The organism is Sporosarcina koreensis (assembly GCF_001531445.1).
Classification (GTDB): domain Bacteria; phylum Bacillota; class Bacilli; order Bacillales_A; family Planococcaceae; genus Sporosarcina; species Sporosarcina koreensis_C.
On the sequence record NZ_LQYA01000017.1, the window covers coordinates 13,400 to 40,125 of the forward strand.

A 26,726-nucleotide genomic window follows, 5' to 3' on the forward strand; every position below is an offset into this window, starting at 1 on the left:
TCGTGCCCACATAACTGCGTTCAAGCAGTAACATTTGTACTTCTTTCCTTTTCAAAAACAAGTAAAGAAGGTGGTCATAATTCAGAATTCCAAGTATCTAGATTTTTTGTCTAAACTCGGTATTGGGGGTGCACACCCTGGCGGTATTAATCTAACAAAGGAAATTTTCAAGAGGGAGAACATTAACAGAAGTTCTCACATTCTAGATGTTGGGTGCGGTACTGGCCAAACTGCTGCCTATTTAGCTTATAGATATAGAGCAAAAGTAACTGGTATAGATATCAATCCCATAATGGTTGCAAAGGCTGAAATGAGAATGAAAAAAAATCGATTACCGGTAACAATTATGCAAGGCTCAGTAGAAAAAATCCCGTTACCGGATAATCATTTTGATTTTATTACTTCTGAATCTGTTCTTGCTTTTGTAAATAAGCCAAGGGCCCTTAAAGAAGTATTTCGTTTATTAAAAAATGGCGGTCGTTTCATTGCTATTGAACAAACGATTAACGAGCGTCTAAAGGAAAATGAGGAAAACGAAATCAAACAATTTTATGGGTTTAACTCCCTCTCTACGGAAAAAGATTGGGTGGCATCATTAAAACAAGCAGGTTTTGAACATATTCGTATAGAAGAAAATACATCCATCGAGTCAGTGCCTGATATACATGACTCAGATGCTATAGAAGCCGAGCTTTATGAAATTTTGGATAAACATTCTGATATGATGAGGAGGTATAAAGAAAAATTGGGCTATAGAATTTATTCATGTACAAAATAAGCTGAAATTTCATGGATGCTGTTATGTATTGATTTTTTTTACAATACGAGCTATTCTAAAGACAGCTTAGCGATAAGCAAGTTCCTGACACGAAGGGAGATGTTTTTAATGGCAACTACTTATATGGTGGTTTGGTCTTAAAACTGAATAGTAGGCATACGCGATAAAAGCGGGAAAACGCCCGTATTATTTGGTATGCCATCCAAAGTAACCTTTCGTGAATATTGCTGTTTGCAGGATACGATGAAGGTCGTATCTTTTTTGCGTCCTGATGCCGTGCGACAGCAGCTTCTTTAGAGGCTGCTTGTCCATGGCATTTTTGCGTCCAAAAACAACATTAAAGGAGCTAACAAAAAATGAATATGAAATTTGATTCGCTGATCTATGCCTTAAGCCGACATTTTAAAAAGGATATTATCTCGGCAGACTGTCAAACCATACCGTTACAGGGTGGAACTGTGGGAAATGTCTACTTGGTAACGGGGATTGCCGAAACTGCGGGTGGCGAGAAATTGTCGTACCGTATCGTGCTGAAAATCCAGAAGAAATGGGAGCGCTACGGCGATCCGGACTCATGGCGACGGGAATATGACCTCTATACGTCCGACTTGGGAGAGACGTTCTCTGATGCCTTTCGCTGGCCGAGATTGTTTCACGCCGAAATTAATGCCGAAGAAACTGAATTCCAACTATGGCTGGAATATATCGATGGCGTAACTGGTTTAGACTTGACCGGTGATATGTATGAACAGGCCGCACTGGAGTTGGGACGCTATCAAGGCAAGCTGTATGCGGAGCAACCCGATGTTCTGCGAAGTCTGACCAATCTGAGCCATGCGGATCTTATGAAGAATACGTATCTGCATTACCGGTCATGGCCGGTCGTTTACGATTATATACGCTCGGAGGACTGCGAATTCCCGCTGCACCTGCGGCAAATGCTCGTCGACATTGATGAGCAAGCTGACGAGATATTCGCCCGTATCGAAAAATTACCCCTCGTGTTAGGCCACCGGGACTTCTGGGTGACCAACTTGATCTATGCCGACGGGAAAATCGTGCTGATCGACTGGGATACATCCGGATGGGGCTATGTAGGCGAGGATCTCGCAAGCCTGATTGCGGATGAAGCAGATATCGATCACATGGTCGAATACTACGAGCGATGTGTCCCCGCGTATTATAAAGGCTTTTCGGAGTATGCGGATGTACCCCATATCGCTGGTCATTGCGTCTACGAGATGATCCTACTCGTATTCGGGTACAGGCTTGTGGAGGGGTATCTCCACACAAAGGACGATGACGAGAAGACAAAACATGTTCTTACTCTCCAAAAAATCTATGAAATGAAGAACATTCCTGTGCACGGTTGACTCTAAAAAGAAACTCCGAAAACCCTACAATGTAGTGGGTTTCGGAGTTTCTTTCGTTCCGTTCGATTGTCGGCGGCGGAATAGGACACTCACCTATCTTATCTATTATTCATTTAGAAGTTTCGGTAAATAAATCATCGCCTTGAATAAATCTCCATCGACTTGAACTAAAAATTTTCCATGCTGGATATGAATAAGGCTTTCAGCAATCGACAATCCTAATCCGCTACCTTGACTTGATCTAGATTCATCTCCCCGTGTAAAGCGTTCCATTAGCTCATCGACTGAAATATTTAATTCATAGGCTGAAATATTTTTAAATGTCACGAGTATTTCAGTCCCTACATTTTCAACATCTATATATACCCTTGATGCAGGCAGTGCGTATTTAAAAATATTCGAAAATAAGTTTTCGATGGCGCGCCATAGCAGTTTACCATCAGCCTTCACATACACCTTTTCTGTTGGATGAGCTAACTTGACATCTAATGCAGACGCTTCAATTTTTTCATCCATTTCTCCGATTCCTTGCGTTAGTAATGATATGATGTCAATCCGTTCTAACTGAACAGGCATACTTCCACTTGACGCTTTAGCCGCTTCGAATAAATCATCCGTTAAATGCTTGAGTCTTTTCGATTTTTGGTCTAATACGTCTATATATTCAACAATTTTTTCAGGGTCGTTTTCTATTTTTAATAAATCGACATAGGTAATGATTGACGTTAAAGGCGTTCTGATATCATGTGAAACATTCGTAATGAGCTCTGTTTTTAAACGCTCGCTCTTAATTTCACTATCTACTGATTTATTTAACCCCTCGGTAATACGATTAATGTTCTCCGCGAGTTGGCTAAACTCCCCTTTTCCGTCCATTTCAATTCGATGCTGAAGATCACCATTTTTAATTTGCTCTACACCCTCTTTAATACGGTTAAACGACTTTACCTTTTTTAGCGCAAGCCAGGCAGCTAGACCAATCGTAATCGGAAACATAAAAAACGTTGCCGCCACAACTATTGGATAGCCAATGACAAGCAGCACAGTTTTCACGGCTAAGCTACCGCTGTCAAATACATGTTTTATCGCAAGAAATACCTTTTTAAGAATTTGATAGATGAGTGTATGCGAAAGGATTGTTTTATTTTTAATATGCTTGACGAGCGATAAAATCAGCAGTAAGACAATGATAAAAATAGGTACCGTGAGAAGCAGGTAGATTTCACGGAACACTTCAACAATCATGACGAACCACATCGACAGTAAACAAACAACGATCGCCACATTCAGGTCATTATAGAGTTTGTCAATGACATGAAAATGAATGTCCTTATCTTTAAACGATGTTCTTCCAATCACAATCATTAAATAAATAAAAGATACAATAAATCCTACTAAAAATGCTATGGATTCATTTAGAAACCTTTTGGCTTCTGCTTTATCTGTTTCCCATTCTTGTATTTTTTTCTGTAGAAAAGCATCCGTAAATGCGACATATATCGCATCTGTTTGTGAATTCAACTGATCAACTGTAGGCGTAAAATAATCATAGTAGTGACTTTCCGCCACTTTATCTGGGTACATTTTTTGTTGATAATCCCCGAATAGCATATAGGCATCATAGGTTTCAAATTGCTCTTTCTTATTCATTTCACTATTGGAAAATACATGTTCACCATCACTCGCATAATAGATGACACCTTCATAGGTTTCTAGTCTATCGACTAACTGATAAAATTCCCTGACTTGCATTCGCATACGTTCTTCTTTTTTACGCTTGATCTTATCCGCATATTCTTCTTTGAAAATGCGCTTATTATCCGCTTCTTTCAGGTCGTAATCATATTCATTTGAATAATAATATTCATTGTATAACTCGTCTTCAATGACTCGGCTATCTTCTTTCGTCAGTGCCATACCACTTAAAATATATTCTTCACTTTTATATGTTCCGATTATTTCTGTTAAGGTGTGAAACAAGCCGTATTTTTCCTCGGCGAACGATTGGCTTTCAAAATAACTATCCGTATTTACATCGCTAAGATGAACCCTATTGTATTCCAAGTCAACCAGTGCCTTCGCTATACCTGTTAAGCAAACGATTGCCACGAGAAACACAATCACTTTCGTAATGCGTGCATGACTAATATTTTTCAACTTTATATCCAACTCCCCATACAACTTTTAAATACCTCGGTTCTTTCGGGTTAATTTCAATTTTCTCGCGAATTTTTCGTATATGAACGGAAACCGTGTTTTCTGGATTGACGGCTCTTTCATTCCATACCTTTTCGTAAATCTCTTCAATTGTGAATACTCTCCCGGCATTTGCTGTGAGAAGTTTTACAATTTTATACTGCACGGGCGTCAAATGGACCTCTTCTTTATCAACCGTAACGGCTTTCCGCTCATCATCAATCATGAGCCCACCCGATTGAAATACATGACTACTCACCTCAAGACTCCCAAATGTCGTATACCTTCGCAGCTGCGATTTCACTCTGGCCATAAGTTCTAACGGATTAAACGGCTTGGCCATATAATCATCTGCTCCGATATTTAATCCGAGTATTTTGTCATGGTCCTCCGACTTAGCAGAAAGCATAATTAACGGAATCATATTATCTTGCCGAATCTTCATCGTCGCCGTAATTCCATCCATTTTCGGCATCATAATATCCATAATAATTAGGTGAATTACGTTATCTCTAATAAGATCGATTGCCTCTATCCCATTGTAAGCTTTGAATACTTGATAGCCCTCATTTTCCAAATAAATACTAATCGCCCTTACAATTTCTTTATCATCATCACAAATCAAAATGTTCAACGGCAATCGCTCCTCCATCCCTTAGGCTCATGTGATCACCCCTATAAATTTCGTATAAGAGTATGATACTAATTAAATCTTAACAAACACACACACCAATTCTTAATAGTTTCTTAGTGTTTTTCCTAAGTATATAAAAACCGATTTCCTGTTTGATCAGAAAATCGGCTTTCGTTTTGTTTTCATACCTAATTTAACGCAAAAATACTACTTACTTATGGTACGGTTCTCCGCACTATCTCTATATGCGGTTTTTATTTATCCTTAATTCCACATATTACACCATATACTTCTTCAATTTTTTAACTCTCTTAATATTGTTCCATCATAACGAGAATAAATGAAGTAATTGACTTCTATTTTTTAAAAAATTTTTATTTGCGAAAACTGTCTGTTTCTTAACGATATATAAAGTGTAAAAGCTTTTACACAATCGTTCCAAGGAAAGGAGATTCTGATGAAAATTAACGAGCAAAATTTTATAGCTCTTCTTCAAGCCGGCAAAGAAGAGGCTCTTGATTATGTAATTGATCATTATTTACCACTTATTAAAGGGGTGGTCGTAAAAACATTAGGACCACTTAATAAAAATGATCTGTCTAAGGAATGCTGTAACGAAATTTTATTGTCGATTTGGAAAAATGCCAAAAAGTTTACGGGTGAGCCTACGGATTTTCAAAAATGGGTTTGTGTCATCGCAAAATATAAGGCAGTCAATTATATCCGTACCGAAATGCGAAAAAAAGAGAGCCTTTCTCTTAATTTAGACTTCATAGCAGACGAATTAACGTACCAAAAAAATATGCTACTCGAAGAGCAGCAAAATATTTACGCCATTATCTCAAAACTAAGACCAGTCGATCAAAAAATATTTATTATGAAATACTTACTAGACTTTGACACAGAGGAAATCGCACGTCAGCTTCAACTGACAAAGTCTGCTGTCTATAATCGACTTTATCACGGAAAAAAGAAGCTTAAAAATTCATTGGGAGGTTTTCAAATTGAAGAAACTATTTAATCACTTTAATGAAATTGATATAAGTGTCCATGAATTTGACAAGGTGGAGGTATCAGAGTTTGAAAAGGCACAATATAAAAAGGATTTGCGAGAACAAATCAAGAAAAATAGCTCTCAAAAATGGACGAAAGGAATTGCAGCTGCATGCCTAGCTATTGGTATTGGTGCCACTTCATTGGTAGGACTTTCATACACAACATTTGCACAGGAAATTCCGTTCATAAATAGTATTTTTAAGCTGTTCTCTGAAAAAGAATATGGCACAACATTAGTTGGCTATGACAGATTTGCAGAAGCTGAAAATATGACGGTTGAAAGTAATGGTACGACAATTACAATTACCGAAACATTATTAGACAGTAAAAAGCTTTTCGTTAGCTACTCAATTGATACAGAAAAAGATTTAGGGCCAATCGCTTTAATCGATGGAAGCTTCACATTAAATGGTGAGCAAAACTCCTTGTTCCATGCAGAGCATGACATTTATAAAATCGCTCACAATAAATATGTAGGTATGACAACCGCTATTTTACCTTTATCACACTCCATTGATGAAGGTACGTTCCAATTCAATATCCGTGAATTATCTAATCCTGAAAACGGTGATGTCGTTCAAGGCGAATGGGATTTCGAAATTTATGCAGAAGCCTCTGATACAATTGTTCAAACAGTTGAAGTTCCTAAATCAGAAAAGAACGATCTAAACGTAGAAATCAACAAAATTACGTATACATCATACTCATCCATCGTTAATTACAAAGAAGGCATACACAATGAAATGCTAAATAATAAATATAACGTAATTTATTCAGAATTACTGTTAAAGGATGACTTAGGAAATACGTATAAATCCAAGTTTAACGGTGGTCAAGGTACTTTAGGTGTAACTAATTATATGATTACTTTTGGCCAGCTACATCCTGATGCAAAAACGCTAATTTTCACACCAGTATTCCACTTTAAAAATTTAGATAACATTTATGAGTCGGTTGAAACAATGCAACTAGATGATATCATTGTAGAAATTGAGCGATAACAAATACAAATGCTCAATAATGAAATGAGGATAAAATCAAACCACTCAAAGCATTATGAAAATACTTTGAGTGGTTTATTAATTATTCTTTATTACTTGTGCTCTTACATACAGCTTCTGCCACTAATTTCCCTTAATCTAGTAGCTCAAATACATCATTTATTTTTCTACTAAAAGCATCATTCATATTCTCATTTGCCGTGAATAGTTACTTATAAAAAACCGTCTTTACTTATGATACGGTTCATTTTTAATAATCCTAAACCCCCGATACACTTGCTCCAACAATACCAATTTCATTAACTGATGCGGGAACGTCATTTTTGAAAACGACAGCAGTTCATCTGCCCGATTGAGTACGTCTTCATGTAAGCCAAGCGATCCCCCGATGACAAAGACGACTTTGCTTCGGCCGTACGTCATTAATGACTCCATTCCAGCCGCCAATTCCTCGCTCGTTTTCATTTTCCCTTCAATCGCAAGTGCAATCACGTAGGCATCCTGACCAATTTTGGCGAGGATCCGATCCGCTTCTTTCTTTTTGACGATTTCCATGTCTGCGTCGCTCAATGACTCGGGTGCTTTTTCATCCGCCACTTCGACAAGATCGATTTTGGCATAGGCGCCGAGTCGTTTGGCGTATTCCTCGATGCCCATTTTCAAATATTTTTCTTTTAGTTTGCCAACTGACACAATTGTAATATTCACAGGGTTGTCCACCTTTGCTGAAATGTTATACACAGAACTTATTCACATATCCACAGGAAAAACTATATATTGTGCCCGATTATTCGTTCGCCACAATATACGTTGCGGGCGTGTCACAGTAGGCACACTTTGTGGATAACTTTTCGTCATCTATGATTTTTTCCATGATCGGAAACGTTTCCTCTTTCGCGACAAAAACGTCAAGTGCATGATTGATATGAGTTTCACAGCTATATAATTTCATTATCCACGCTTCTTTCATCATTTATTTTTTACACAATGTTATGCACAATTTCATTTTGTTATCCACATATCCATAACTTTCACAGAAAAACAGGCAGTATAGCCGATGTTCTGCTATGCTGCCTGTTGTGGATAAATAATATTACATCCTTGTAAAAAGTGTAACATTCTATTTGGTTTTTAGCCCGCTTTTATATAAAATCCATTAGAACGTATTACCATCTCTCAGTTCCATTTCAATCTCAATTGTTTTTCCTTCACGGTACACTTTCATCTTCATCGTGTCGCCGACTTTTTTGTCATTGTATAGATGCTTGCGCAAGCCGACCATATCTTCGATTTTCTTTCCATCCATCTCTACAATGACATCATATTGTTGAACACCCGCCTTCTCAGCTGGTGTATTCCGGAATACTTGGGTGACGATAACGCCGTTTGCAATGTCCTTCGGCAGTTTTAATACTCTTTGCTGTTCCGTTGAAGGGACATCTCGCAAATCGAGGAGGCTTACCCCCATTGTCGGTCGCTGAACCGTTCCGGTCATTTCCAAGTCCTTGATAATAGGCACTGCGATATTTATTGGAATAGCCAGGCCAATTCCTTCTACCGTCGCTTCGGAAATCTTCATCGAATTGATGCCGACCAGCTGGCCCGCCATATTAATAAGAGCGCCTCCCGAGTTTCCGGGGTTGATTGCGGCATCCGTTTGGAGAACGTCGGCTTGCCAATCGGCTGTTCCGTTTTGATCGAAATCGATTGGAATCGATCTGTCCTTTCCAGACACGATACCCATCGTGACGGATCCTGCAAAACCGAGGCCGAGCGGATTGCCAATCGCGAGAACTGTTTCGCCCCGCTTTAGCGCGTCAGAATCGCCGAAAGAGATCACTGTTTTCACAGGTGCCGCGTCGATTTCCACTACAGCCAAGTCTGTCCACATGTCACTGCCGACAAGCCTTCCATCTACCTTTGTCCCATCGTCGAATGTGATTTCAAGCCCTTGAGCATTTTCAACGACGTGATGATTTGTAACGATATATGCTTTGTCGCCTTCTTTTTTATAGATGACGCCAGATCCGCTGCCTGTCTCCCTTGTCGTTTCAGATGTCGACCAGAAATCGCGTACGGTTTGCAAATTAGTAATTCCAACGACCGTATCCGTGACTTCGGAGACGACATCGGTGATGTCCGTATTGATATCAACGGAGATCCGCTCGCTCTTTAGATTCTTTTCACCGGTCGTCTCGCTTCCGACTTGCGGCGGCCCTTTCTCCTTGTTAAAAGTGGAACTCATCAGGAACCAGACGATGAGTCCTCCGAGAATTGCTCCGATAAGAGCTGGCAGAAATCCGCCCCGTCGCTTTGGCTTGGATGGTCTGTCACTATATCTAGGCGGTTCTTCACGTCGTTCCGGTTCTTGGATATCCGGCCTTTCTTCTTCATTGCGCGGACCTTGATTGAATTCGTCCATTCTCCTCTCCCTTTCTGTAGACAGTTACACTCACTTTACCCTAATCCAGTAGTTTAAAATCAAAAAACCTCACCCAAAGGCAAGGCTTTTGCAATTTATTAGACAGTGACAAGCTCTGTTGGTTTGTCCGCGTCGGTGTCATACAGATGCACGAATTCCCCCGTGCGGATCCCGCATGATTCCAATGTTTGCGATACACTCATCCTTGCGAGGTCTTTCATATTATTATCCTTGCTTAGATGCGATAAATAAATTCTCGTCTCTTTTTGATCGACGACTTCACTCATCGCAACTGCGGCATCTTCATTGGAAACATGCCCGACGTCGCTTAAGATCCGTCGTTTTACGGACCATGGATAACGTCCCATTTGCAGCATACTTACGTCATGATTGCTTTCGAACACGAACGCATCGGAACCATGGATATGTCCTTTCATCCGGTCGCTCACATACCCCGTATCCGTGATGATTGCCAGCTTGCGGTCATTTTCATGGAAAACGTAGAACATCGGATCCGCGGAATCATGAGAAACGGCGAACGACTGGACATCGAGCGAGCCGAATGACATATGCGTCTCCATGTCGAAATGGAAGCGCTGCTCTGTCGGAATCTCACCAACGAGGCCATTCATCGCCAGCCATGTCTTTTCATTCGCATAAATGGGCACTTTGTATCTTCGCGCAAGCACACCAATCCCTTTTATGTGATCGCTATGCTCATGGGTGACAAAAATGCCGTCTACATTCGTCATGGAGCGGCCGATATTTTCAAGCTGCTGTTCCATCCTTTTTGCACTAAGTCCTGCATCGACCAGAAAAGCATGCTGTTCGGACTCTATATATATGGAATTGCCCGTACTACCACTCGCGAGCACACTGAAACGCATATGAAAAACTCCTTATTCTTTTTCATCTTCAACTTCATCAAGACTTTCCTCTTCCAACTTGTCCAGTTTGAACTCTATCACTTTACCTTCAATGGCATTGATGAAGTGATCTTCGATGGTGCCATCTTTCAATTCTACACGAATATTCCATGTCGGGGCAAATACTTGCTTTCCAGTCAATTGGACGAGCGACGAGTATCCTGGCGTCACTTTCAATACTTTGGAATCCGGCCTCAAAAACCCTCGCGTTGCAAGTGATCCGACCGCTTCATCTTGTGTCAACACTTCTTTTTTATGGTTGTCGCTTGAAAATTCCTCTAGCATCCGTTGCTCATAATGGGTTACTTCATAGTCCTCGTCCCAATAGATCGTCAACGTCGCATTCGAGCTGTAAAAAATCGGTTCCCCATTCACTTTTTGAAAGAAGATGGCTTTCCGTGATTCCTCATCCACTTGCCAGAACTCATATTCGGCTCCATTCAAGACATACTTCGTGAGGAAATCCTTGAAATAATACTCTTCTTTTGTATTCAAAATAGATACAGGAGTGCGCATTTCGGATTCAATCGTTGTATTGTCGATGATATCGATGGACTGATCCTCAAGCGACTCCAATTCCTCCTGCGAGAAGGACTTCATGTTTGCAGAGATATAGGAAAAGTCACTTTTCACCACTTGCGGCACATTGTACGTTATATTCTCCTGCTTCATCAAATCCTCAATCGACGTTTTCCCCGCGACCTGCACATTTTGCGCCTCGGTTCGCTGATTAATATATAAGGAATACAGGAAGATATTCAATATCGAAAAAACGACGATGAAGATTGTTTTCGTTTTATTCCAATCCAATCTGCTCACCCCCGCCTTGTTCAGGTGTATAGGGAACCCAGTCTCCTTTGGCATAATAAAACCAGGTCGGCTCCATAATATAAATCCTTTGTTCCAAGTCATGTTTCATCATATAGCCGGTGGTGATTTCCTCGACCGTTCCGAAATCGAAGTTCTCAATTCCCATTAGTTCATTAACAATTGTCGTCCCTGAAGGAAGCTCCTCCTCTTCATCATTCAGCGACACATCCAGCGTGTAGTACGGGCGGATATATCGGAAAACCCGATTCTCTCCATAATACTGTGCAATTTCCGTCGTGCCTGAACGCGGGGACTCGCTGAAGACCGGATATCCATGAATATACAGTTGGAATTTCACATACCTGTAAGAAGGATTTATATACGAGAACCTGTATGAATCTGTCCATCCGCCATGCTCATTTATTGATTCGATGACATCAATCAATAAATCGGAAGGGGTTTCTGCAGGCTCCCTGCTTAACGCAGCGGGATGGGCAAAATTCAAAATTTTCGTTTCTGTATTCACGCTTAGCAGCGCATGGTCGTCACCGAATTCTTCATGTGTCGCATCCACTTGGCTGCGCCGCACTGCATTCGGGTCATTGAATAATGCATCCCGGAAGCGGGTCGGACTGATTTCTTCCTGGTAATATGTGCTTTGAAGCATCCTGACCGGTTCGGTCGGCACCGCCAAATAGACCGGCTCTTGGGCATTCACTTCCGCGTAGTAAGGCAGGTTTTCCCCTTCCAGAACGATTTGACGATACGACTTCATTGTATCCGTGGCTGCTATTTTTCCATGATAATGGATTCCTGTTGCACGGTTGATGAAATGTGCTTCAAAAGCGATTTCCTTCGGATTCCATCTCACGACAAGACGGTCAAAGCTGAATTCCGGAATTTGAATATCATCCTCAATCGGAAAGATCTCATCATATACGGGCAACGGCACTTCCCCTTGAAAAAACAAAGTGAACTGATTCGCCTGTTCGAAAAAGGACTTCATCTGTCCCTTGTTCATCTCGTTTGGTTCCCGTACCAATTGGGAGACTTTCCAAGTGCCCATTTCCCTCACAATATGATCAATCCGCTCCTGCTCGGTCGTCCCGTTAAGCGTCTCCTCATATTTAATGAGAAACTTATAGGGCTTGATGACATCCTCCTCTTGCTTCCGTTCACCAATGGAAATATCAACAGTCGGCGATTGTTCAATCGTGTCCAACTGTGGGGAATACGTCCAAATGGAGAAAGTGAATGTGACGCTCAACAAGACGAGCAATAGTAAGATGATCGATTTAATCGGCTCGATATACTTCAATCCCATTCACCTTCCTCTTGTTGTTCAAAAGGCAATGTAAAAAATATTGTTGTCCCCTTGCCTTCTTCACTTTCCGCCCATATTTCCCCGCCATGTGCGATGATCATTTCTTTTGCGATTGCGAGTCCGAGACCCGTCCCCCCCATCGCCCTTGATCTCGCTCGGTCCGCCCTATAGAACCTGTCGAAAATACGTTTTTCATTCGATTTAGGAATTCCCATGCCATCGTCGGAAATCATCACTTTGATGTATGTCCCTGACGTCGTCACTCCGAAACGTACATCTCCACCATCCGGAGAATATTTCAGCGCATTCGAAATGATATTATCGATGACCTGCGTCATCTTATCAGTATCAATTTCAACGAAGAGATCCGCGGAAGGCAATAACCGCTTGAAATGCACATTCTGAGACTTAGAAAACTCGAACCGCTCAATGATCGAGTTGAAGAAATGATTGAATTCCACCCATTCGGTGTTCAACTCATATTCTTTGCTGTCCATTCTTGAGAGCTTCAACAGGTCATTGACAAGCCGGATCATCCGCTCTGTCTCCGTCTGCGTCACCCGTAGGAAGGAAGGAGCGATCTCCTCGTTCTTCCAAGCGCCTTCCGCCAATGCATCCAAATAGCTGCGCATCGTCGTCAGCGGCGTACGGAGCTCGTGAGAAACATTGGAAACGAATTCCCGCCTCTCCATGTCGATCTTTTCCTGTTCTGTATTGTCATGAAGGACAACAATGAGGCCATTCACAAATCCCGTCTCCCGCTGCGTCACTGAAAAAGTCGCCCGCAGGATGTAAGGTTCCTTCTCCGTACTGAAGTCAAGTGCGATTGAATCCTTCACTTGAATGAGATCTTCGAATGTATACTCTTGCTCCATGCCCAAAATGCTTGCAATCGGGCGGTTCAGTACAAGGTCGCGCGTCATCCGCAGCATCATGAGCGCGGAGTCGTTAATGAGGCTCACCCTGCCTTTGCGGTCCGTTGAAATGACGCCATCCGTCATATTTTCTAGAACCGAGGCGAGTTTCCTTTGCTCGCTTTCCGTCGTAGACTGCGACTCTTGGAGCTGATTCGTCAGATGGTTGAAAGCGATCGCCAGTTGGCCCATTTCATCATTTCCGTACACGTGGACCTTCCTTGAGAAGTTCCCCTGCGCCATCGCTTGTGCCTGGCGCCTCATATCTGAGATCGGTCTCGTGAAAGTCCGGGCTATGAAGATGCCGATAATAATCGTAAATGATAAGGAAACCGCCACTCCACCCGCGAGTATTTGATTGATTTCATTGATCTGCTTGTACACTTTTTCAATATTGGCCGTAACGTATAACGCGCCGACAACTTCCATATTATTATCCATGATCGGCGTCACACGAACCATGACGCGTTCGCGTTTTGCCGGGTCATAGTTAATATTCTCATAGAACGTTTCGGTGGAGATGGACCTTCTTACACTGTCTTCCATCGATCGTTGGCCGACCAATGATTGATTGCCCAATTCTGATGTGGCCAAGATGCGGTAATTTGATTTGATGACCCGTATTTCATTTATATCTTCCGAAGTAAAGCCCGAAAGGACGGTCCGCAAGCTCTGTTCGGGCGTCGGATCGTCCGGAGACCGGTCTTTTATCATCTCTTCACGCACACTGAATTCGACAAGGTTCACCCTGTCTCTGACCGATGTCGTGAAGTTCGTCTTCAACGTGTCTTCAAGCTTACTTGCAAAATACAAGCCGATGATCTGCATCGCCACAAGGATAAGCATGATGTATATGAGGACAAATTTTACATGGATGGATCGAAAAAAACCGACTTTCTGCATTGTCCTTACTCCTGTTCCGGATCACGCAAATAGTAGCCGACTCCACGTCTTGTCACAATCCACGTCGGATGGCTTGGAGTGTCCTCGATTTTTTCGCGAAGACGGCGAATCGTTACGTCGACTGTCCGCACATCTCCGAAATAATCATAGCCCCATACTGTTTGCAATAAATGCTCCCTCGTCATGACCTGTCCGATATGCTTCGCCAAATAATGCAGCAACTCGAACTCGCGGTGCGTCAGTTCAATTGACTCCCCACGCTTTTGGACCAAATAAGCATCTGGCTGGATGACGAGAACGCCGACTGTAATTTCGTTTGTCGCTTCATCCTGTTCCTCTGACAACGTTTTCGAATGTCTGCGTAAATTGGCCTTGACCCTTGCAATTAATTCACGTGTGCCAAATGGTTTCGTCACATAGTCATCCGCGCCTAATTCCAATCCCAACACTTTATCGATTTCCGAATCTTTCGCCGTCAGCATGATGATCGGGAAATCATACTTCTTCCTAACCTCCCTGCATACTTCCATGCCATCGCGCTTCGGAAGCATGATATCGAGCAGCATAATATCCGGCTGCACCTCTTCCACTTTTTCAAGCGCTTCTTCGCCATCATAGGCGCAGTGAACGGTAAAGCCTTCCTTTTTTAAATTGAACTCTAATATATCCGCTATTGGTTTTTCATCATCTACGACTAAGATCGTTTTATTTTGCATCATTCATTCCCTTTCCCGCCAGATTGGCGCCTGCTTATTATCTTATATATTCCTCTTACATGCTTAGCTTGCAACTATTCTCATTTCAATTTTATCGCCTTTATTATATATTCTATTTCTTTCGCGATAAACCTTCCATTCTGAACCTATACCCAATTAGAAAAAGAGACGGCAACAGAATACTGTAGCGTCTCCATTCCTTCTCTTTATCTTAACACACTCAACGGATTGATATTGGAACCGTTCTTGAATACTTCAAAATGCAAGTGCATGCCTGTTGAGCGTCCCGTGGAGCCCATGACACCAATTTTCGAACCTTGAGGAACTGTTTGTCCCACTTTGACTTCGATGGATGCCAGATGGGCGTATAGCGTCTTATACCCATTGTTATGCGTAATGACAATGCGATTTCCATATGTCCCATGATATCCGACGTCCGTCACGACTCCATTATCTGAAGCGACAATCGAACGTGATGATGGTCGAGCGATGTCAATGCCTTGGTGTACTCTGCCCCATCGTTTCCCCATTTGGCTCGAAACATATCCACCGTCTGCCGGCCACTTGAAGTTGCCCGTCCCGCGCGAAGGGATGACCTTTGTACCGACGACCGTCACTTCATGGACCGGCTCTTCCAATACATGTTCCTCCGCCACGGACTTGCCGATCACTTCCCCATTCTTTTTGCGAATCAAATGGGTGACCGATTTCTTGCCGTCTATTCCTTTTTGCTTAACTCTCTCTTCACCTTTGAATGTCGATGCATCCTTTTCGGTCAGCTTCTTGAACTGGATCGGGGCAATCTCTTTTGACTCATAGTGTGCTTCCACTTCTATGTAGGGTTCAAGCGCCGTCACATTCAGCTCCTGACCAATTTGAAGAACCGTATCTTCCGTAATGCCCGGATTGATATCCATCAGTTTTGCTGTCTTCATATTATGGGCACTGGCGATCTTTCCTAATACGTCCCCTGCCTGTATGGCGTATTTCTTCTCTTCCAATGTGCCTTTATTCAATAAGGTCATTGCCTCTTCCACGCTTCGTACCTCTTCGGGTGCTATCTGTCCTTCCGTCGCCTCGATAGTAGCACTGAATTGAATATCCGCTAATCTTGTTTCATTTTCTTGTAACGGTGGTATAGGTTCAGTAGATTGTTGGCGGGCTTCGAATGCTGCAAGCTCCTGCTCTGTGACTGTTTGTAATGTCAGTTCCTGGATCACTTCTTCATAGTCGGCCATGTCTTTGACGTAAAACGCTGTTTCTTCGTCAACTTGGACACCGATCGCTTCCGCCTCCACGGTAAGCATGTCCTCAAGTTTTCCAAGGACCTGTTCATCGTCTGTTCCGACCGAAAATACTTTTTCCGGCACGACAGACAATTCAGTCCCGATTGTCAATGGGAGACCTTCGAATTCGGAAGCCGCCTTCTTTAATTCCTCTTGTTTGAGTTGTTCGATCTTTTTGTCGTCGGATAGCATTCCGACATACTCGCTGTCCGAATATACATGGTAGACGGTATGGATAGAGGAATCTCCCTCTTTTTCGAGTGCATACCCCGAGCTGATGCCGATTCCTGCAAAGAGGACCGTTATGATGCCTACCTTTTGAACTTTTTTATATAGGGTGGTTCTATTCTGTTGTCCGTTCATGTTTTGTTTCTTGAAAAACATCGTTTATTACTCCTTCCGACTGGCAACTGCTACTAGACGCCTATCATACTGAAAGATTTTCACGCTTCTCCAATTTATCATATCTAGTAAGTCGCTTGTTGCTTTGTGATCATTTGTAATGAACTTGTAGTATTGCAACCAATTATTCCTTATTATCTTCCATATGTTAGTTGTAAATGAGGAGAACATCGGCTGTGAAAATAGTCTTATGGCAAAAAGCCTTGATAGACCTGTTTGACAGGCCATCAAGGCTTTTCTCTATCTATCCATTATTCATAAGACGGAGCTTGGTGTTGGCTCCAGTCGATATTCAGGAACTTGTTATATTCCTTTGCGAAAGCGAGAGTGACGGTGCCGGTTGGGCCGTTCCGCTGCTTCGCGATGATGATTTCAATCATGTTCTGATTCTCTGTTTCTTTATCATAGTAATCTTCCCGGTACAGGAAGGAAACGATATCAGCATCTTGCTCAATACTTCCCGATTCCCTCAAGTCGGACATCATCGGACGTTTGTCCTGCCGTTGCTCAACGCCCCGGGAAAGCTGGGAGAGCGCGATGACTGGGATTTTCAATTCCCGCGCAAGCGCCTTTAAGGAACGGGAGATCTCGGAAACTTCCTGTTGCCGGTTCTCGCCTGATCGACCACTTCCCATGATGAGCTGCAAATAATCGATCATGATCATGCCAAGTCCGTGTTCCTGCTGAAGTCGTCGGCATTTGGAACGGATTTCATTAATCCGGATTCCCGGGGAATCGTCGATGAAGATTCCCGCGTTGGACAAGCTTCCCATCGCCATCGTCAACTTACGCCAATCTTCCGCTTCCAAATTCCCTGTCCGCATGACTTGTGCGTCAATATTCCCTTCCGCGCAAAGCATACGCATGACGAGTTGTTCCGCCCCCATCTCCAAACTGAAAATCGCGACGTTTTCATCCGTTTTGGTTGCCACGTTTTGCGCCACGTTCAAGGCGAACGCCGTTTTACCGACAGATGGACGGGCTGCAACGATGATCAAGTCATTCCGCTGAAAACCGGCCGTAATCTTATCGAGATCACGGAAACCGGTCGGAATGCCTGTCACTTCACCTTTTCTAGTATGAAGGAGCTCGATATTGTCGTACGTCTCTACAAGCACATCTTTAATATGCTTGAAGTCGCCGGCATTTTTTCGATTGGAAACTTCCATGATCCTTTTTTCCGCTTCGGAAAGGACCGCTTCCACCTCATCCTCTTTCGTGAAACCTTCCTCGACGATATTGGTCGCTACCCGGATAAGCCGTCTTAAGATGGATTTCTCTTCAACTATCTTGGCATAATACTCGATATTCGCAGCAGTCGGGACAGCATTTGCAACTTCGGTCAAATACGAAATGCCGCCGACGTCTTCCAATTCCTTCTTCGCTGAAAGCTCTTCTGTTACCGTGACGACGTCAATCGCTTGTCCTTTATCACTCAGGATTAGCATCGTGTCGAAGATTTTCTCATGCGCCGTCCTGTAAAAGTCATCCGGGCGAAGAACTTCGGAAGCCGTGATCAATGCTTCCGGCTGAAGGAAGATCGCCCCAATGACAGATTGTTCGGCTTCGTTATTATGCGGGGGGACGCGATCATACATCTGGTCCATCATTATCGCTCCCTATCATTCTTCGGTTACATGGACTTTAAGCGTAGCTGTAACTTCCGGGTGCAGTTTGATCGGCACATTTGTATAACCGAGAGCCCGAATAGCGTCAGGCAGTTCCATCTTACGGCGATCCACTTTGATTTTATAATTTTTTTCAAGGGCATCGGCAATTTGCTTTGTTGTAATGGAGCCGAAGAGACGTCCGCCTTCTCCGGATTTCGCTTTCATTTCCACCGTCTTCTCATCGATAAGCTCTTTTAGTTTTTCCGCTTCAGCCAAATCCGCTGCCGCGTCTTTTTCAGCACGCTTCTTCTGGCCTTCAAGTTGGCTCAAGTTTGCGGGTGTCGCTTCAATCGCCAATTTGTTTTTCAACAGGAAGTTTTGCGCATAACCGACTGATACTTCTTTCACTTCGCCCTTTTTACCTTTTCCTTTAACATCTTTCAAAAAAATAACTTTCATTTTCATTTTCCCCTTTCCAATTTATCTTCTATTGCAGATTTCAATAAATGAACCGCTTCTTCTATCGTTTCCACTTCAAGCTGGCAAGCGGCATTCGTCAAATGTCCACCGCCGCCCAGCTCCTCCATGACAAGCTGTACATTCAGCTCTCCAAGGGACCTGGCACTGATTCCGATTTTCCCGTCTGCGCGGGATGCGATGACAAACGAGGCGATAACCCCTTGCATCGTCAGAAGGATATCAGCAGTCTGTGCAATCAGCACCGAATTATAGACGACGCCTTCTTCTCCTTTTGCTATCGCAATGCCGGCAGAGGTAAGCTCTACCGTTTCAATTAATTTGGACCGTTGGATATACGTCTCGATGTCTTCCTTCAACAGCCGCTGTACGAGGACGGTGTCTGCTCCATTTGTCCGTAAATAGGATGCCGCCTCGAACGTTCTTGATCCCGTTCGCAAGGTGAAGCTTTTCGTATCGACGACAATTCCCGCGAGCAATGCAGTCGATTCAAGCATCGTCAACTTTTCATTCTTCGGCTGATATTCCACAAGCTCCGTCACCAGCTCGGCCGTCGAGGATGCGTATGGTTCCATATAGACGAGCATCGTATTATTGATGAATTCCTCGCCGCGTCGATGATGGTCGATGACGACAACCTTTTCGGCCTTCTCAATCAGCCGCTCATCGATGACCATGCTCGGCTTATGCGTATCGACAATAACAAGAAGGGATCTTTCGGTCAGCATAGATAATGCGGTTTCCGGATCGACAAATTGTGAAAATAACCCGTCGTCCTTTTTGATTTCATCCATCAGTCGGGTCACGCTTCCATCCAACTCGTCAAAATTAAGGACGACATGGCCTTCCACGTTGTTCATTCTCGCCATCTTCCGGACACCGATGGAAGCTCCGATCGCGTCCATATCGGGCATTTTATGACCCATAATCAGCACTTTATCGCTTCCTTGGATCAAATCCCGTAAAGCGTGTGAAATGACCCTTGCGCGTACACGGGTCCTCTTTTCCACCGGATTCGTCTTGCCGCCGAAAAACTTGAGCTTGCCATCCTTATGCTTAATGGCGACCTGATCGCCGCCACGCCCAAGGACAAGATCCAAACTGGATTGCGCCAGCTCTCCCAGCTCTGTCAGCGAGGCGGAGCCGGTTCCGACTCCTATGCTCAGCGTCAGACTTGCATTCTGCTTAGCGGTCTTCTCCCGAATATCATCCAATATCGTAAACTTCACCGTTTCCAACTTGGAGAGAATCGCTTCATTGAAAACCGCTAAGAAACGATCAGATGCAATCCTTTTCACAAAAATACCGTTATCCAACGCCCATTGATTCACAAGTGAGGTGACAAGCGAGTTAAGATTGCTTCTCGTCTGGTCGTCCATCGTTTGTGCAAGTTCATCATAATTGTCGATAAGCATAACCCCGAGGACAGTACGGTCCTGATGATAAAGGGATTCGATCTCCACTTTTTCAGTGATGTCGAATAAATAAATCAGTTTTTCCTCAGCCCTGTAAATGACTTGATAGGTAGATCCGCCGACTTTCAAAATCGTCTTCTGCCCATCATTTTTAAGAATGGATTGGAATGTTTCAGATAGCTGGAACAATTCTTCCCCAATCAACGTCTCTTTATCAAAGATATTGACGGCAAAGGGGTTCGCCCATTCGATAATATTTTTTTCATTAAAAAGGATGATGGCGATCGGCAGCTCAAGCAGCGCCTCTTCGCCGACCTTTTTCATCCGATAGGAGAGGGATTCGATATGCTTCTCCGTTTCGATGTACGTCTGTTCCTCCAGCTTCCAAGCGACTCCTACCGCTACCGTGAAAGGAATTGTGAATAAAAGACCCTCCCAGAAATTCGACAGGAACAATAGGACAGCTGCTATCAATCCAAGGAGAGATATGACAGTCAATGGATAACGGACAGCTCTTCTTCTAAAAAATGACCTCATTGTCTCATCCCCTTACTTCAAGTTGTCTTTTCCGATCCAAGCACGGATATTCACGCCTATATCAAGTATGCCAAGAAGTGTGGTTATTGGACTGAAAAGCAATGCGAAAATGGTGGAGAGCACCGTGACAACAGTAGGCAATTTCATTTTGTACATAAAATAGTGGACTAATGCCACCCCTTGCAATAGCAAGAGGAATCGTAAAATTAATGTCGCATTGACATATAGCAAATAAGCCGATGAGTCAGGCTTCATTTCCATCATCCAAGGAAGTATAATGATTAGCCCGTAAATGAAAATAGTGATCACAGGCAGCCTCATCTCCCGGAATGGCGGAAACTTTGGCACTTCATGGCCAAGTCTTCGCAGCAACTCGAAATTGGGAATGACCATGATGAATGTAAACACATACACCGACATGATGAACAGTGCCGGAATGGCAGAACGGTACATCGTGAATGCCTCTTCCACAATTTTTTCATAGCTTTCCGGCAATGCCCCCAAGCTTTCAAGCGATGCCTTAAATTGCGTCTCCGATTCCTTTAGCATTGCCATCAGGCTGTCGATGGCATTGACCTCGAAAACAAGGGCGGCGATAAGGTAAACTAATACGCCTATCACGATGAAAAAAAGTCCCGATGCCATGAACGTGTATAGCTTTGATTTACCCAACATCACTGATTCGGCAATCAGGATGGCAAGTAATCCGAACATCACTGCAAAAGGCACTAACCAAATGCCCCCAACGATGAGGGAAAGGATGGTACCGGCAATCGCCACGAAAATCGTAGAGATTCTATCATAGCGCAGCCGATAAAGCATGATCGGCAACGGGATGAAGATCATAATGATATTTCCAAGGAAAGGGATAAAGAAAGCCCCCGCCAGAAGTATCATGAACAATGCGAGCATCATCGCACCGTATGTAATTTTTTGTGATTGGTCCTGCATCATTCAGTTCCTCCGTCCAGTCAATGGACTCTGTATTGTCTTTCTCCTCATTGAAAGTGAGTTCCTATAATTGTATCATGATTGTTGCCGATTAACCAAAGGACAGGATGGATCCTAACCAGTGGCTTTTTTTGCATGCAAATGATAAAACCGGCAAGCCCCTTTCGGCAAATACGCATAACTATTTCGAATCACGCATAAATATCCCCAGAAACGCATATTTCCCAGGAAACGTTCATAAATGATTACAAATCACGCATAAAAATGAAATTCAAAAAACCGCCTTGGACCGGGGAATGCCGGTATCACAAGGCGGTTAAAAAAGTATTTTTATCTTTCTTCCGAAACGAACGGAAGAAGTGCCATAATACGAGCACGTTTAATAGCAGACGTTAATTTACGTTGATATTTTGCGCTTGTACCAGTTACACGGCGAGGCAAGATCTTTCCACGTTCAGAAACGAATTTCTTAAGTAGATCAGTATCTTTATAATCGATATGTGTAATGTTGTTCGATGTAAAATAGCAAACTTTACGACGTCTGCGACCTCCACGGCGTGGTGCCATATCGCTTTCCCTCCTTACTTGACTACGTCACCTGGCAATCGACCATTAGAACGGCAGATCGTCATCCGATACTTCTATCGGACCACTGCTCGTCGAAAACGGATCATTGTCAGTACGTGTATAGTTTTGTTGAGCTGGTTGTTGATATTGCTGGTTCGGCTGCTGATTCTGATAATAAGGTTGTTCGTTCTGTGGTGCTCCACCATAAGCAGCTCCAGATCTCTCAGCATTTGCACTGCGCGGCTCAAGGAATTGCACGCTGTCTGCCACGACTTCTGTCATGAAGACGCGTTTGCCGTCTTGTCCATCGAAGCTGCTCGTTTGAATACGGCCTTCGATTCCGGCAAGACTTCCTTTACGTAAAAAGTTCGCAGTGTTTTCCGCTTGTTTCCTCCAAGTAACACAGTTGATGAAATCAGCTTCACGCTCGCCCGACTGGCTTGCGAATGTCCGATTCACCGCTAGCGTAAAGCGTGTTACCGCGATTCCGCTCTGTGTGTACTTGAGCTCGGGATCTTTTGTCAATCGGCCAACTAAAACGACACGGTTAATCATCAGAATGCAACCTCCCTCATCATTTTCAAGCTCCACCTTTTAACAAGGTATTGCATTTCGTTCTTATATGGATTAGTTGTCCAGACGAACAGCCATATGACGAATGATATCTTCATTGATGTTCGCAAGACGTGTAAATTCATCGATTGCTTCAATGCCTGCGTTTGCTGTTACCAATTGGTAGTAGCCTTCACGCAAGTCGTCGATTTCGTATGCAAGACGGCGCTTGCCCCACTCTTTCGACTCGATGATTTCCGCTCCGTTAGAAGTAAGGATGTCATCGAAACGAGTGATCAATGCTTTTTTCGCCTCATCTTCTACTGTTGGACGGATGATGTACATGATTTCGTACTTTCTCATCTTTAGTCACCTCCTTATGGACTTTGGCCCACTTGTTACGGCGGGCAAGGAGTAAGTAATGTTTATTACTCACATCATCATATTTTAACATGATGTCTTCGGACAATCAACTATTAAATATGAGTAAATCGAATTTCCGTTCCAGGCGGACGCTTTCCGTGGGGCGCGGGTAAGCCAATCGAACCACGAAGAGTTCGATTGGCCTTAATTCTGCGTTCTTTGCAGAAATTAAGGCATCCGCCTGACAATACCTGCTCGCAAAAGCCGTTCTTCGTGACGGCTTTCACAGGAGTCGCCGCCTTCCACTCCAATCCTAAGCAAGTCCTGCTTAATTTTATTTCGGTTTATCCAATTGTGTATACTTAATAAGAAGAGGTGATTTGTGATGGAGAATTCTACTCAACCGGATAAGATAATTGAGATTGATTTGCCTAAGGTAGCTAAGAATGGTTTGTGGATCACGATTGTGACGCTCATTGGATTGCTGGTCGTAGATGGGCTTATTAATCAGGGGCTTTCTTTCACGTTTTCCATTTGGAATGTGCTGTTATTTGTGGGGGGTTATGTGGTTTTGATTGTCCTTCATGAGCTTTTTCATTTGCTTGGTTTCCGGGTGTTTGGCAAGGTTCCTTGGAAAAAGATGATTGTTGGGATGAATCTTAAGCTGGGGATTGCTTATGCGACGACGGATGTGCCGATGACGAACAGGGCTATTCGGAAGGCTTTGTTGCTTCCTTTTTGGACGACAGGTGTAGTGCCCGCGATTATTGGATTGATGAACGGAAATGGCATATGGCTCGGCTTGGCTGCTTTTCTGATTGGTGGTGCCGCTGGTGACTTTGCGATGTATAAAGAGTTGAAAAAGCTTCCGGATGATTGGCTTGTGAAGGATGATCCCGAGCTGCCGAAGCTATATTTGTTTAAACCTGATCGAAATATACAGTAAACAACCGGAAAAGGACACCCCTTCTCCGGTTGTTTATTTTCACTTTATTATACGTTAAATCTAAATAACATGACGTCCCCGTCTTGGACGATGTATTCTTTTCCTTCTAGACGGACTTTGCCTGCTTCTTTTGCAGCTGCCATGGAGCCTGCTTCAACAAGTGCATCATAGGACACGGTTTCTGCACGGATAAAGCCGCGTTCGAAATCTGTATGGATGACGCCTGCGCATTGTGGTGCTTTCATCCCTTTACGGAATGTCCATGCGCGGACTTCTTGGACGCCTGCCGTGAAATATGTGGCTAAGCCCAGTAAATGATAAGCTGCTTTGATTAATTGGTCGAGACCGGATTCTTTGATGCCCAGTTCTTCAAGGAACAACGCTTTTTCCTCTTCATCCAACTCTGCCATCTCTTCCTCAATTTTCGCACAGACAACGATGACTTCAGCATTGTCCTTCTTGGCAAATTCTCGGACGATTTTCACATATTCGTTGTTTTCTGCATCTGCAATTTCATCTTCAGAGACGTTTGCGACATAAAGCATCGGCTTGATCGTCAACAAATGCATCCCTTTGATGAGCTGGAACTCTTCCGGTGACAATTCGACAGAGCGAGCAGGCTTTTCGTTCTCGAAAGCTTCCTTCAACTTCAATAGCACCGGCTCTTCAGCCATGGAATCTTTATCTTTTTGCTTCGCCATTTTGGATACACGTGTCAACCGCTTGTCCACACTTTCCATGTCAGCGAGGATCAATTCCAAGTTGATGACCTCTATATCATCAATTGGATTTATTTTTCCTGATACATGTGTAATATTTTCATCATCAAAACAACGGACAACTTGGCAAATTGCATCGACTTCGCGGATATGGGATAGAAATTTATTCCCTAACCCTTCCCCTTTGCTCGCCCCTTCGACAATTCCGGCTATATCTGTGAATTCAAATGCTGTCGGGACTGTCTTTTTTGGTACGACGAGCTCCGTCAATTTTTGGAGCCTTTCATCCGGCACTTCTACGATTCCGACGTTCGGATCGATTGTACAGAATGGATAGTTGGCAGCCTCCGCTCCCGCCTTCGTTATTGCGTTGAATAGTGTCGACTTTCCTACGTTCGGCAAACCGACGATACCTGCTGTTAACGCCATTTATTTCCCAACCTTTCATATAGGTCAATTTCATAATCATCTTTGCAACTCTTCTATTATAAGAATTGTTGGCGTTCCTGTCTAATTTTGCTCGGCTTCTGCCTTGACAAGCACCTTTTTCATCTTTTTTGCAAATTCGTTTCGTGGAATCATTACACTATGGCCACAGCCTTCGCATTTTATCCGGATATCAGCGCCCATCCTGATGATTTTCCATGCATTTGTTCCGCATGGATGCGGTTTTTTCATTTCCACTACGTCTTTTAAATGAAACTCCTTCTCCACCATTTCTCTCTTTCCTCCCTTATTTACCTACTGATTAATCAATTACGCCTTGGCGTAATTGCGTCCAGATTTTTTCGAGCTTGCTCGAAAATCTCCACTTAAAATTTGTGACATCCGCCGGAGGCTTAACTGATTCAGCCGGGGTTTGAACCCCGGCTGAATTCAGTTAAATGACTTCGACACAAGTGTTGGATAAGGAATTTCGATTCCTTCTTGTTCCAAATGTCTTTTTACTCCCATGCTAATGTTCCTCGCAATATCGAAATGACGCATCGGTCTCGTTTCCACAATGATGCGTTCAATAACGGAGTCCTCCGTGAAATCATGCGCGCCGATCAGTTTCGGTTTTCCCAGAAGTTCAGGGTTATCTCTGCCCATCGACTCAAGAAATAAATTAATAGACTTTTCGATTTTCTCGACGCCGAGTTCAAACGGAATGGTGACATCGACAATGGCCAATGAATTTTTCATTGAATAATTGACGACTTGTGAAATTGTTCCATTCGGTAAAATGAAAATTTCACCTGTAAAGTTTTTAATTTTCGTAGTCCGCAAACCGATTTCTTCAACGCTGCCTTCAGCGGTTCCGATTTTAACGTAATCGCCAACTGAAAATTGGTCTTCGAAAAGAATAAAGAATCCTGAAATGACATCCTTCACAAGGCTCTGTGCTCCAAAACCGACAGCGAGGCCCAGTACGCCTGCTCCTGCAAGAAGACCCTTCACGTCAATATTAAACTCTTGGAGGATGGCCAAGATTGCAGAGAAATAAACAACATAACTAAGCGCGTTTTCGAGCAGTTTAAGCAATGTCTGTTCCCTGCGCACTTCTTTTCGAATAGGACCTTTTAATTTGATCCTAAAGATCTTTCGAATAATATACTTGCCTACTTGTACAACAATAATAGAGATCGCGATGATAAAGGCAATCTTAATAGCGATAACTATTAAATGAACCCACGTTTCTTCGGAGAAGAGGAATTTGCCGATTTTTTCTGTTTCATCACCAAACAACTGTTCTTTAATAATTTCTGTTAACTTGCTCGTCATTCGCATCCTGCCTTTCCGTATAAATCAACTCGAAGCCGCGTATACTGCTACACAATCAATTCATTGTAGACTATGAACAAGAAT

General features: G+C 43.2%; 26 protein-coding genes. 5 read left to right on the top strand and 21 right to left on the bottom strand.

From position 1 onward, the window contains the following. The first annotated feature begins 106 nt into the window (after window positions 1-106). Window positions 107-778: a class I SAM-dependent methyltransferase gene (locus AWV70_RS03780; RefSeq protein ID WP_235588539.1), complete on the top strand. Its 672-nt coding sequence runs from the start codon at window positions 107-109 to the stop codon at window positions 776-778. 356 nt (window positions 779-1,134) lie between these two features. Next, on the top strand, window positions 1,135-2,151 hold the full coding sequence (locus AWV70_RS03785) for an aminoglycoside phosphotransferase family protein (RefSeq protein WP_060204526.1): 1,017 nt from the start codon (window positions 1,135-1,137) through the stop codon (window positions 2,149-2,151). A 105-nt stretch (window positions 2,152-2,256) separates the two neighbouring features. Here the strand turns inward: AWV70_RS03785 and AWV70_RS03790 are convergent, their stop codons facing one another. Together AWV70_RS03790 and AWV70_RS03795 are read right to left on the bottom strand one after the other, a co-directional pair. Next, on the bottom strand, window positions 2,257-4,308 hold the full coding sequence (locus tag AWV70_RS03790; RefSeq protein ID WP_201024312.1) for a HAMP domain-containing sensor histidine kinase: 2,052 nt from the start codon (window positions 4,306-4,308) through the stop codon (window positions 2,257-2,259). Further along, window positions 4,295-4,981 (bottom strand): response regulator transcription factor, encoded by a 687-nt coding sequence (locus AWV70_RS03795; protein ID WP_060204633.1) that lies wholly within the window; start codon window positions 4,979-4,981, stop codon window positions 4,295-4,297. The genes AWV70_RS03790 and AWV70_RS03795 overlap by 14 nt, the downstream gene beginning before the upstream one ends. A 457-nt stretch (window positions 4,982-5,438) precedes the next feature. Here AWV70_RS03795 and AWV70_RS03800 point away from each other — a divergent pair, with 457 nt between their 5' ends. After that, window positions 5,439-6,002 carry a sigma-70 family RNA polymerase sigma factor gene (locus tag AWV70_RS03800; protein WP_060204530.1) on the top strand — a complete coding sequence of 188 codons (564 nt, stop codon included), beginning with the start codon at window positions 5,439-5,441 and terminating at the stop codon, window positions 6,000-6,002. Beyond that, entirely contained in the window at window positions 5,986-7,038 is a 1,053-nt protein-coding gene (locus AWV70_RS03805) for a DUF4179 domain-containing protein (protein WP_060204532.1), read from the top strand. The genes AWV70_RS03800 and AWV70_RS03805 overlap by 17 nt, the downstream gene beginning before the upstream one ends. 228 nt (window positions 7,039-7,266) lie before the next feature. On the opposite strand, the gene rlmH is transcribed toward AWV70_RS03805, so the two are convergent. From rlmH to rpsF, 16 genes are all read right to left on the bottom strand, one after another. Next, complete coding sequence (gene rlmH, locus AWV70_RS03810; RefSeq protein ID WP_060204534.1) at window positions 7,267-7,746, bottom strand: 23S rRNA (pseudouridine(1915)-N(3))-methyltransferase RlmH; 480 nt, start codon at window positions 7,744-7,746, stop codon at window positions 7,267-7,269. Between the two features lie 79 nt (window positions 7,747-7,825). After that, window positions 7,826-7,990: a CxxH/CxxC protein gene (locus AWV70_RS22785; RefSeq protein WP_082713455.1), complete on the bottom strand. Its 165-nt coding sequence runs from the start codon at window positions 7,988-7,990 to the stop codon at window positions 7,826-7,828. Window positions 7,991-8,194: 204 nt separating this feature from the next. Further along, window positions 8,195-9,460 (bottom strand): S1C family serine protease, encoded by a 1,266-nt coding sequence (locus AWV70_RS03815; protein WP_060204536.1) that lies wholly within the window; start codon window positions 9,458-9,460, stop codon window positions 8,195-8,197. A 98-nt stretch (window positions 9,461-9,558) separates the two neighbouring features. Next, the gene (locus tag AWV70_RS03820) at window positions 9,559-10,347 is read right to left on the bottom strand and encodes an MBL fold metallo-hydrolase (RefSeq protein WP_060204538.1); all 789 of its coding nucleotides are present in this window, start codon (window positions 10,345-10,347) and stop codon (window positions 9,559-9,561) included. A gap of 12 nt (window positions 10,348-10,359) precedes the next feature. Next, window positions 10,360-11,196, bottom strand: a complete 837-nt coding sequence (locus AWV70_RS03825; RefSeq protein ID WP_060204540.1) for a two-component system regulatory protein YycI — start codon at window positions 11,194-11,196, stop codon at window positions 10,360-10,362. After that, window positions 11,183-12,520, bottom strand: a complete 1,338-nt coding sequence (locus AWV70_RS03830) for a YycH family regulatory protein (protein WP_060204542.1) — start codon at window positions 12,518-12,520, stop codon at window positions 11,183-11,185. The genes AWV70_RS03825 and AWV70_RS03830 overlap by 14 nt, the downstream gene beginning before the upstream one ends. Further along, window positions 12,511-14,337: a cell wall metabolism sensor histidine kinase WalK gene (walK, locus tag AWV70_RS03835; RefSeq protein WP_060204544.1), complete on the bottom strand. Its 1,827-nt coding sequence runs from the start codon at window positions 14,335-14,337 to the stop codon at window positions 12,511-12,513. Before walK ends, AWV70_RS03830 begins: the two co-directional genes overlap by 10 nt. Before the next feature lie 5 nt (window positions 14,338-14,342). Beyond that, complete coding sequence (gene yycF / locus AWV70_RS03840; RefSeq protein WP_060204546.1) at window positions 14,343-15,053, bottom strand: response regulator YycF; 711 nt, start codon at window positions 15,051-15,053, stop codon at window positions 14,343-14,345. A 206-nt stretch (window positions 15,054-15,259) separates the two neighbouring features. Further along, window positions 15,260-16,723, bottom strand: a complete 1,464-nt coding sequence (locus AWV70_RS03845) for a M23 family metallopeptidase (protein WP_060204548.1) — start codon at window positions 16,721-16,723, stop codon at window positions 15,260-15,262. A gap of 269 nt (window positions 16,724-16,992) precedes the next feature. Continuing rightward, entirely contained in the window at window positions 16,993-18,351 is a 1,359-nt protein-coding gene (gene dnaB / locus AWV70_RS03855; RefSeq protein ID WP_060204552.1) for a replicative DNA helicase, read from the bottom strand. A gap of 12 nt (window positions 18,352-18,363) precedes the next feature. Beyond that, window positions 18,364-18,810: a 50S ribosomal protein L9 gene (rplI, locus tag AWV70_RS03860; RefSeq protein ID WP_060204554.1), complete on the bottom strand. Its 447-nt coding sequence runs from the start codon at window positions 18,808-18,810 to the stop codon at window positions 18,364-18,366. A gap of 2 nt (window positions 18,811-18,812) precedes the next feature. Next, window positions 18,813-20,780 (bottom strand): DHH family phosphoesterase, encoded by a 1,968-nt coding sequence (locus tag AWV70_RS03865; RefSeq protein WP_060204556.1) that lies wholly within the window; start codon window positions 20,778-20,780, stop codon window positions 18,813-18,815. Window positions 20,781-20,792: 12 nt separating this feature from the next. Then, window positions 20,793-21,734 carry a YybS family protein gene (locus AWV70_RS03870; protein WP_060204559.1) on the bottom strand — a complete coding sequence of 314 codons (942 nt, stop codon included), beginning with the start codon at window positions 21,732-21,734 and terminating at the stop codon, window positions 20,793-20,795. A 327-nt stretch (window positions 21,735-22,061) separates the two neighbouring features. Continuing rightward, entirely contained in the window at window positions 22,062-22,298 is a 237-nt protein-coding gene (gene rpsR / locus AWV70_RS03875) for a 30S ribosomal protein S18 (protein WP_060204561.1), read from the bottom strand. 45 nt (window positions 22,299-22,343) lie between these two features. Beyond that, the gene (ssb, locus tag AWV70_RS03880) at window positions 22,344-22,853 is read right to left on the bottom strand and encodes a single-stranded DNA-binding protein (RefSeq protein WP_060204563.1); all 510 of its coding nucleotides are present in this window, start codon (window positions 22,851-22,853) and stop codon (window positions 22,344-22,346) included. 72 nt (window positions 22,854-22,925) lie between these two features. Then, on the bottom strand, window positions 22,926-23,213 hold the full coding sequence (gene rpsF / locus AWV70_RS03885) for a 30S ribosomal protein S6 (protein WP_060204565.1): 288 nt from the start codon (window positions 23,211-23,213) through the stop codon (window positions 22,926-22,928). A gap of 385 nt (window positions 23,214-23,598) precedes the next feature. Here rpsF and AWV70_RS03890 point away from each other — a divergent pair, with 385 nt between their 5' ends. Further along, window positions 23,599-24,159 carry a DUF3267 domain-containing protein gene (locus AWV70_RS03890; protein WP_060204567.1) on the top strand — a complete coding sequence of 187 codons (561 nt, stop codon included), beginning with the start codon at window positions 23,599-23,601 and terminating at the stop codon, window positions 24,157-24,159. Window positions 24,160-24,206: 47 nt separating this feature from the next. Here the strand turns inward: AWV70_RS03890 and ychF are convergent, their stop codons facing one another. From ychF to AWV70_RS03905, 3 genes are all read right to left on the bottom strand, one after another. Then, on the bottom strand, window positions 24,207-25,307 hold the full coding sequence (ychF, locus tag AWV70_RS03895; RefSeq protein ID WP_060204569.1) for a redox-regulated ATPase YchF: 1,101 nt from the start codon (window positions 25,305-25,307) through the stop codon (window positions 24,207-24,209). 81 nt (window positions 25,308-25,388) lie between these two features. Continuing rightward, window positions 25,389-25,595: a DUF951 domain-containing protein gene (locus AWV70_RS03900; protein WP_060204571.1), complete on the bottom strand. Its 207-nt coding sequence runs from the start codon at window positions 25,593-25,595 to the stop codon at window positions 25,389-25,391. Window positions 25,596-25,754: 159 nt separating this feature from the next. Beyond that, complete coding sequence (locus AWV70_RS03905) at window positions 25,755-26,642, bottom strand: mechanosensitive ion channel family protein (RefSeq protein WP_060204573.1); 888 nt, start codon at window positions 26,640-26,642, stop codon at window positions 25,755-25,757. Between the last annotated feature and the right edge of the window lie 84 nt (window positions 26,643-26,726).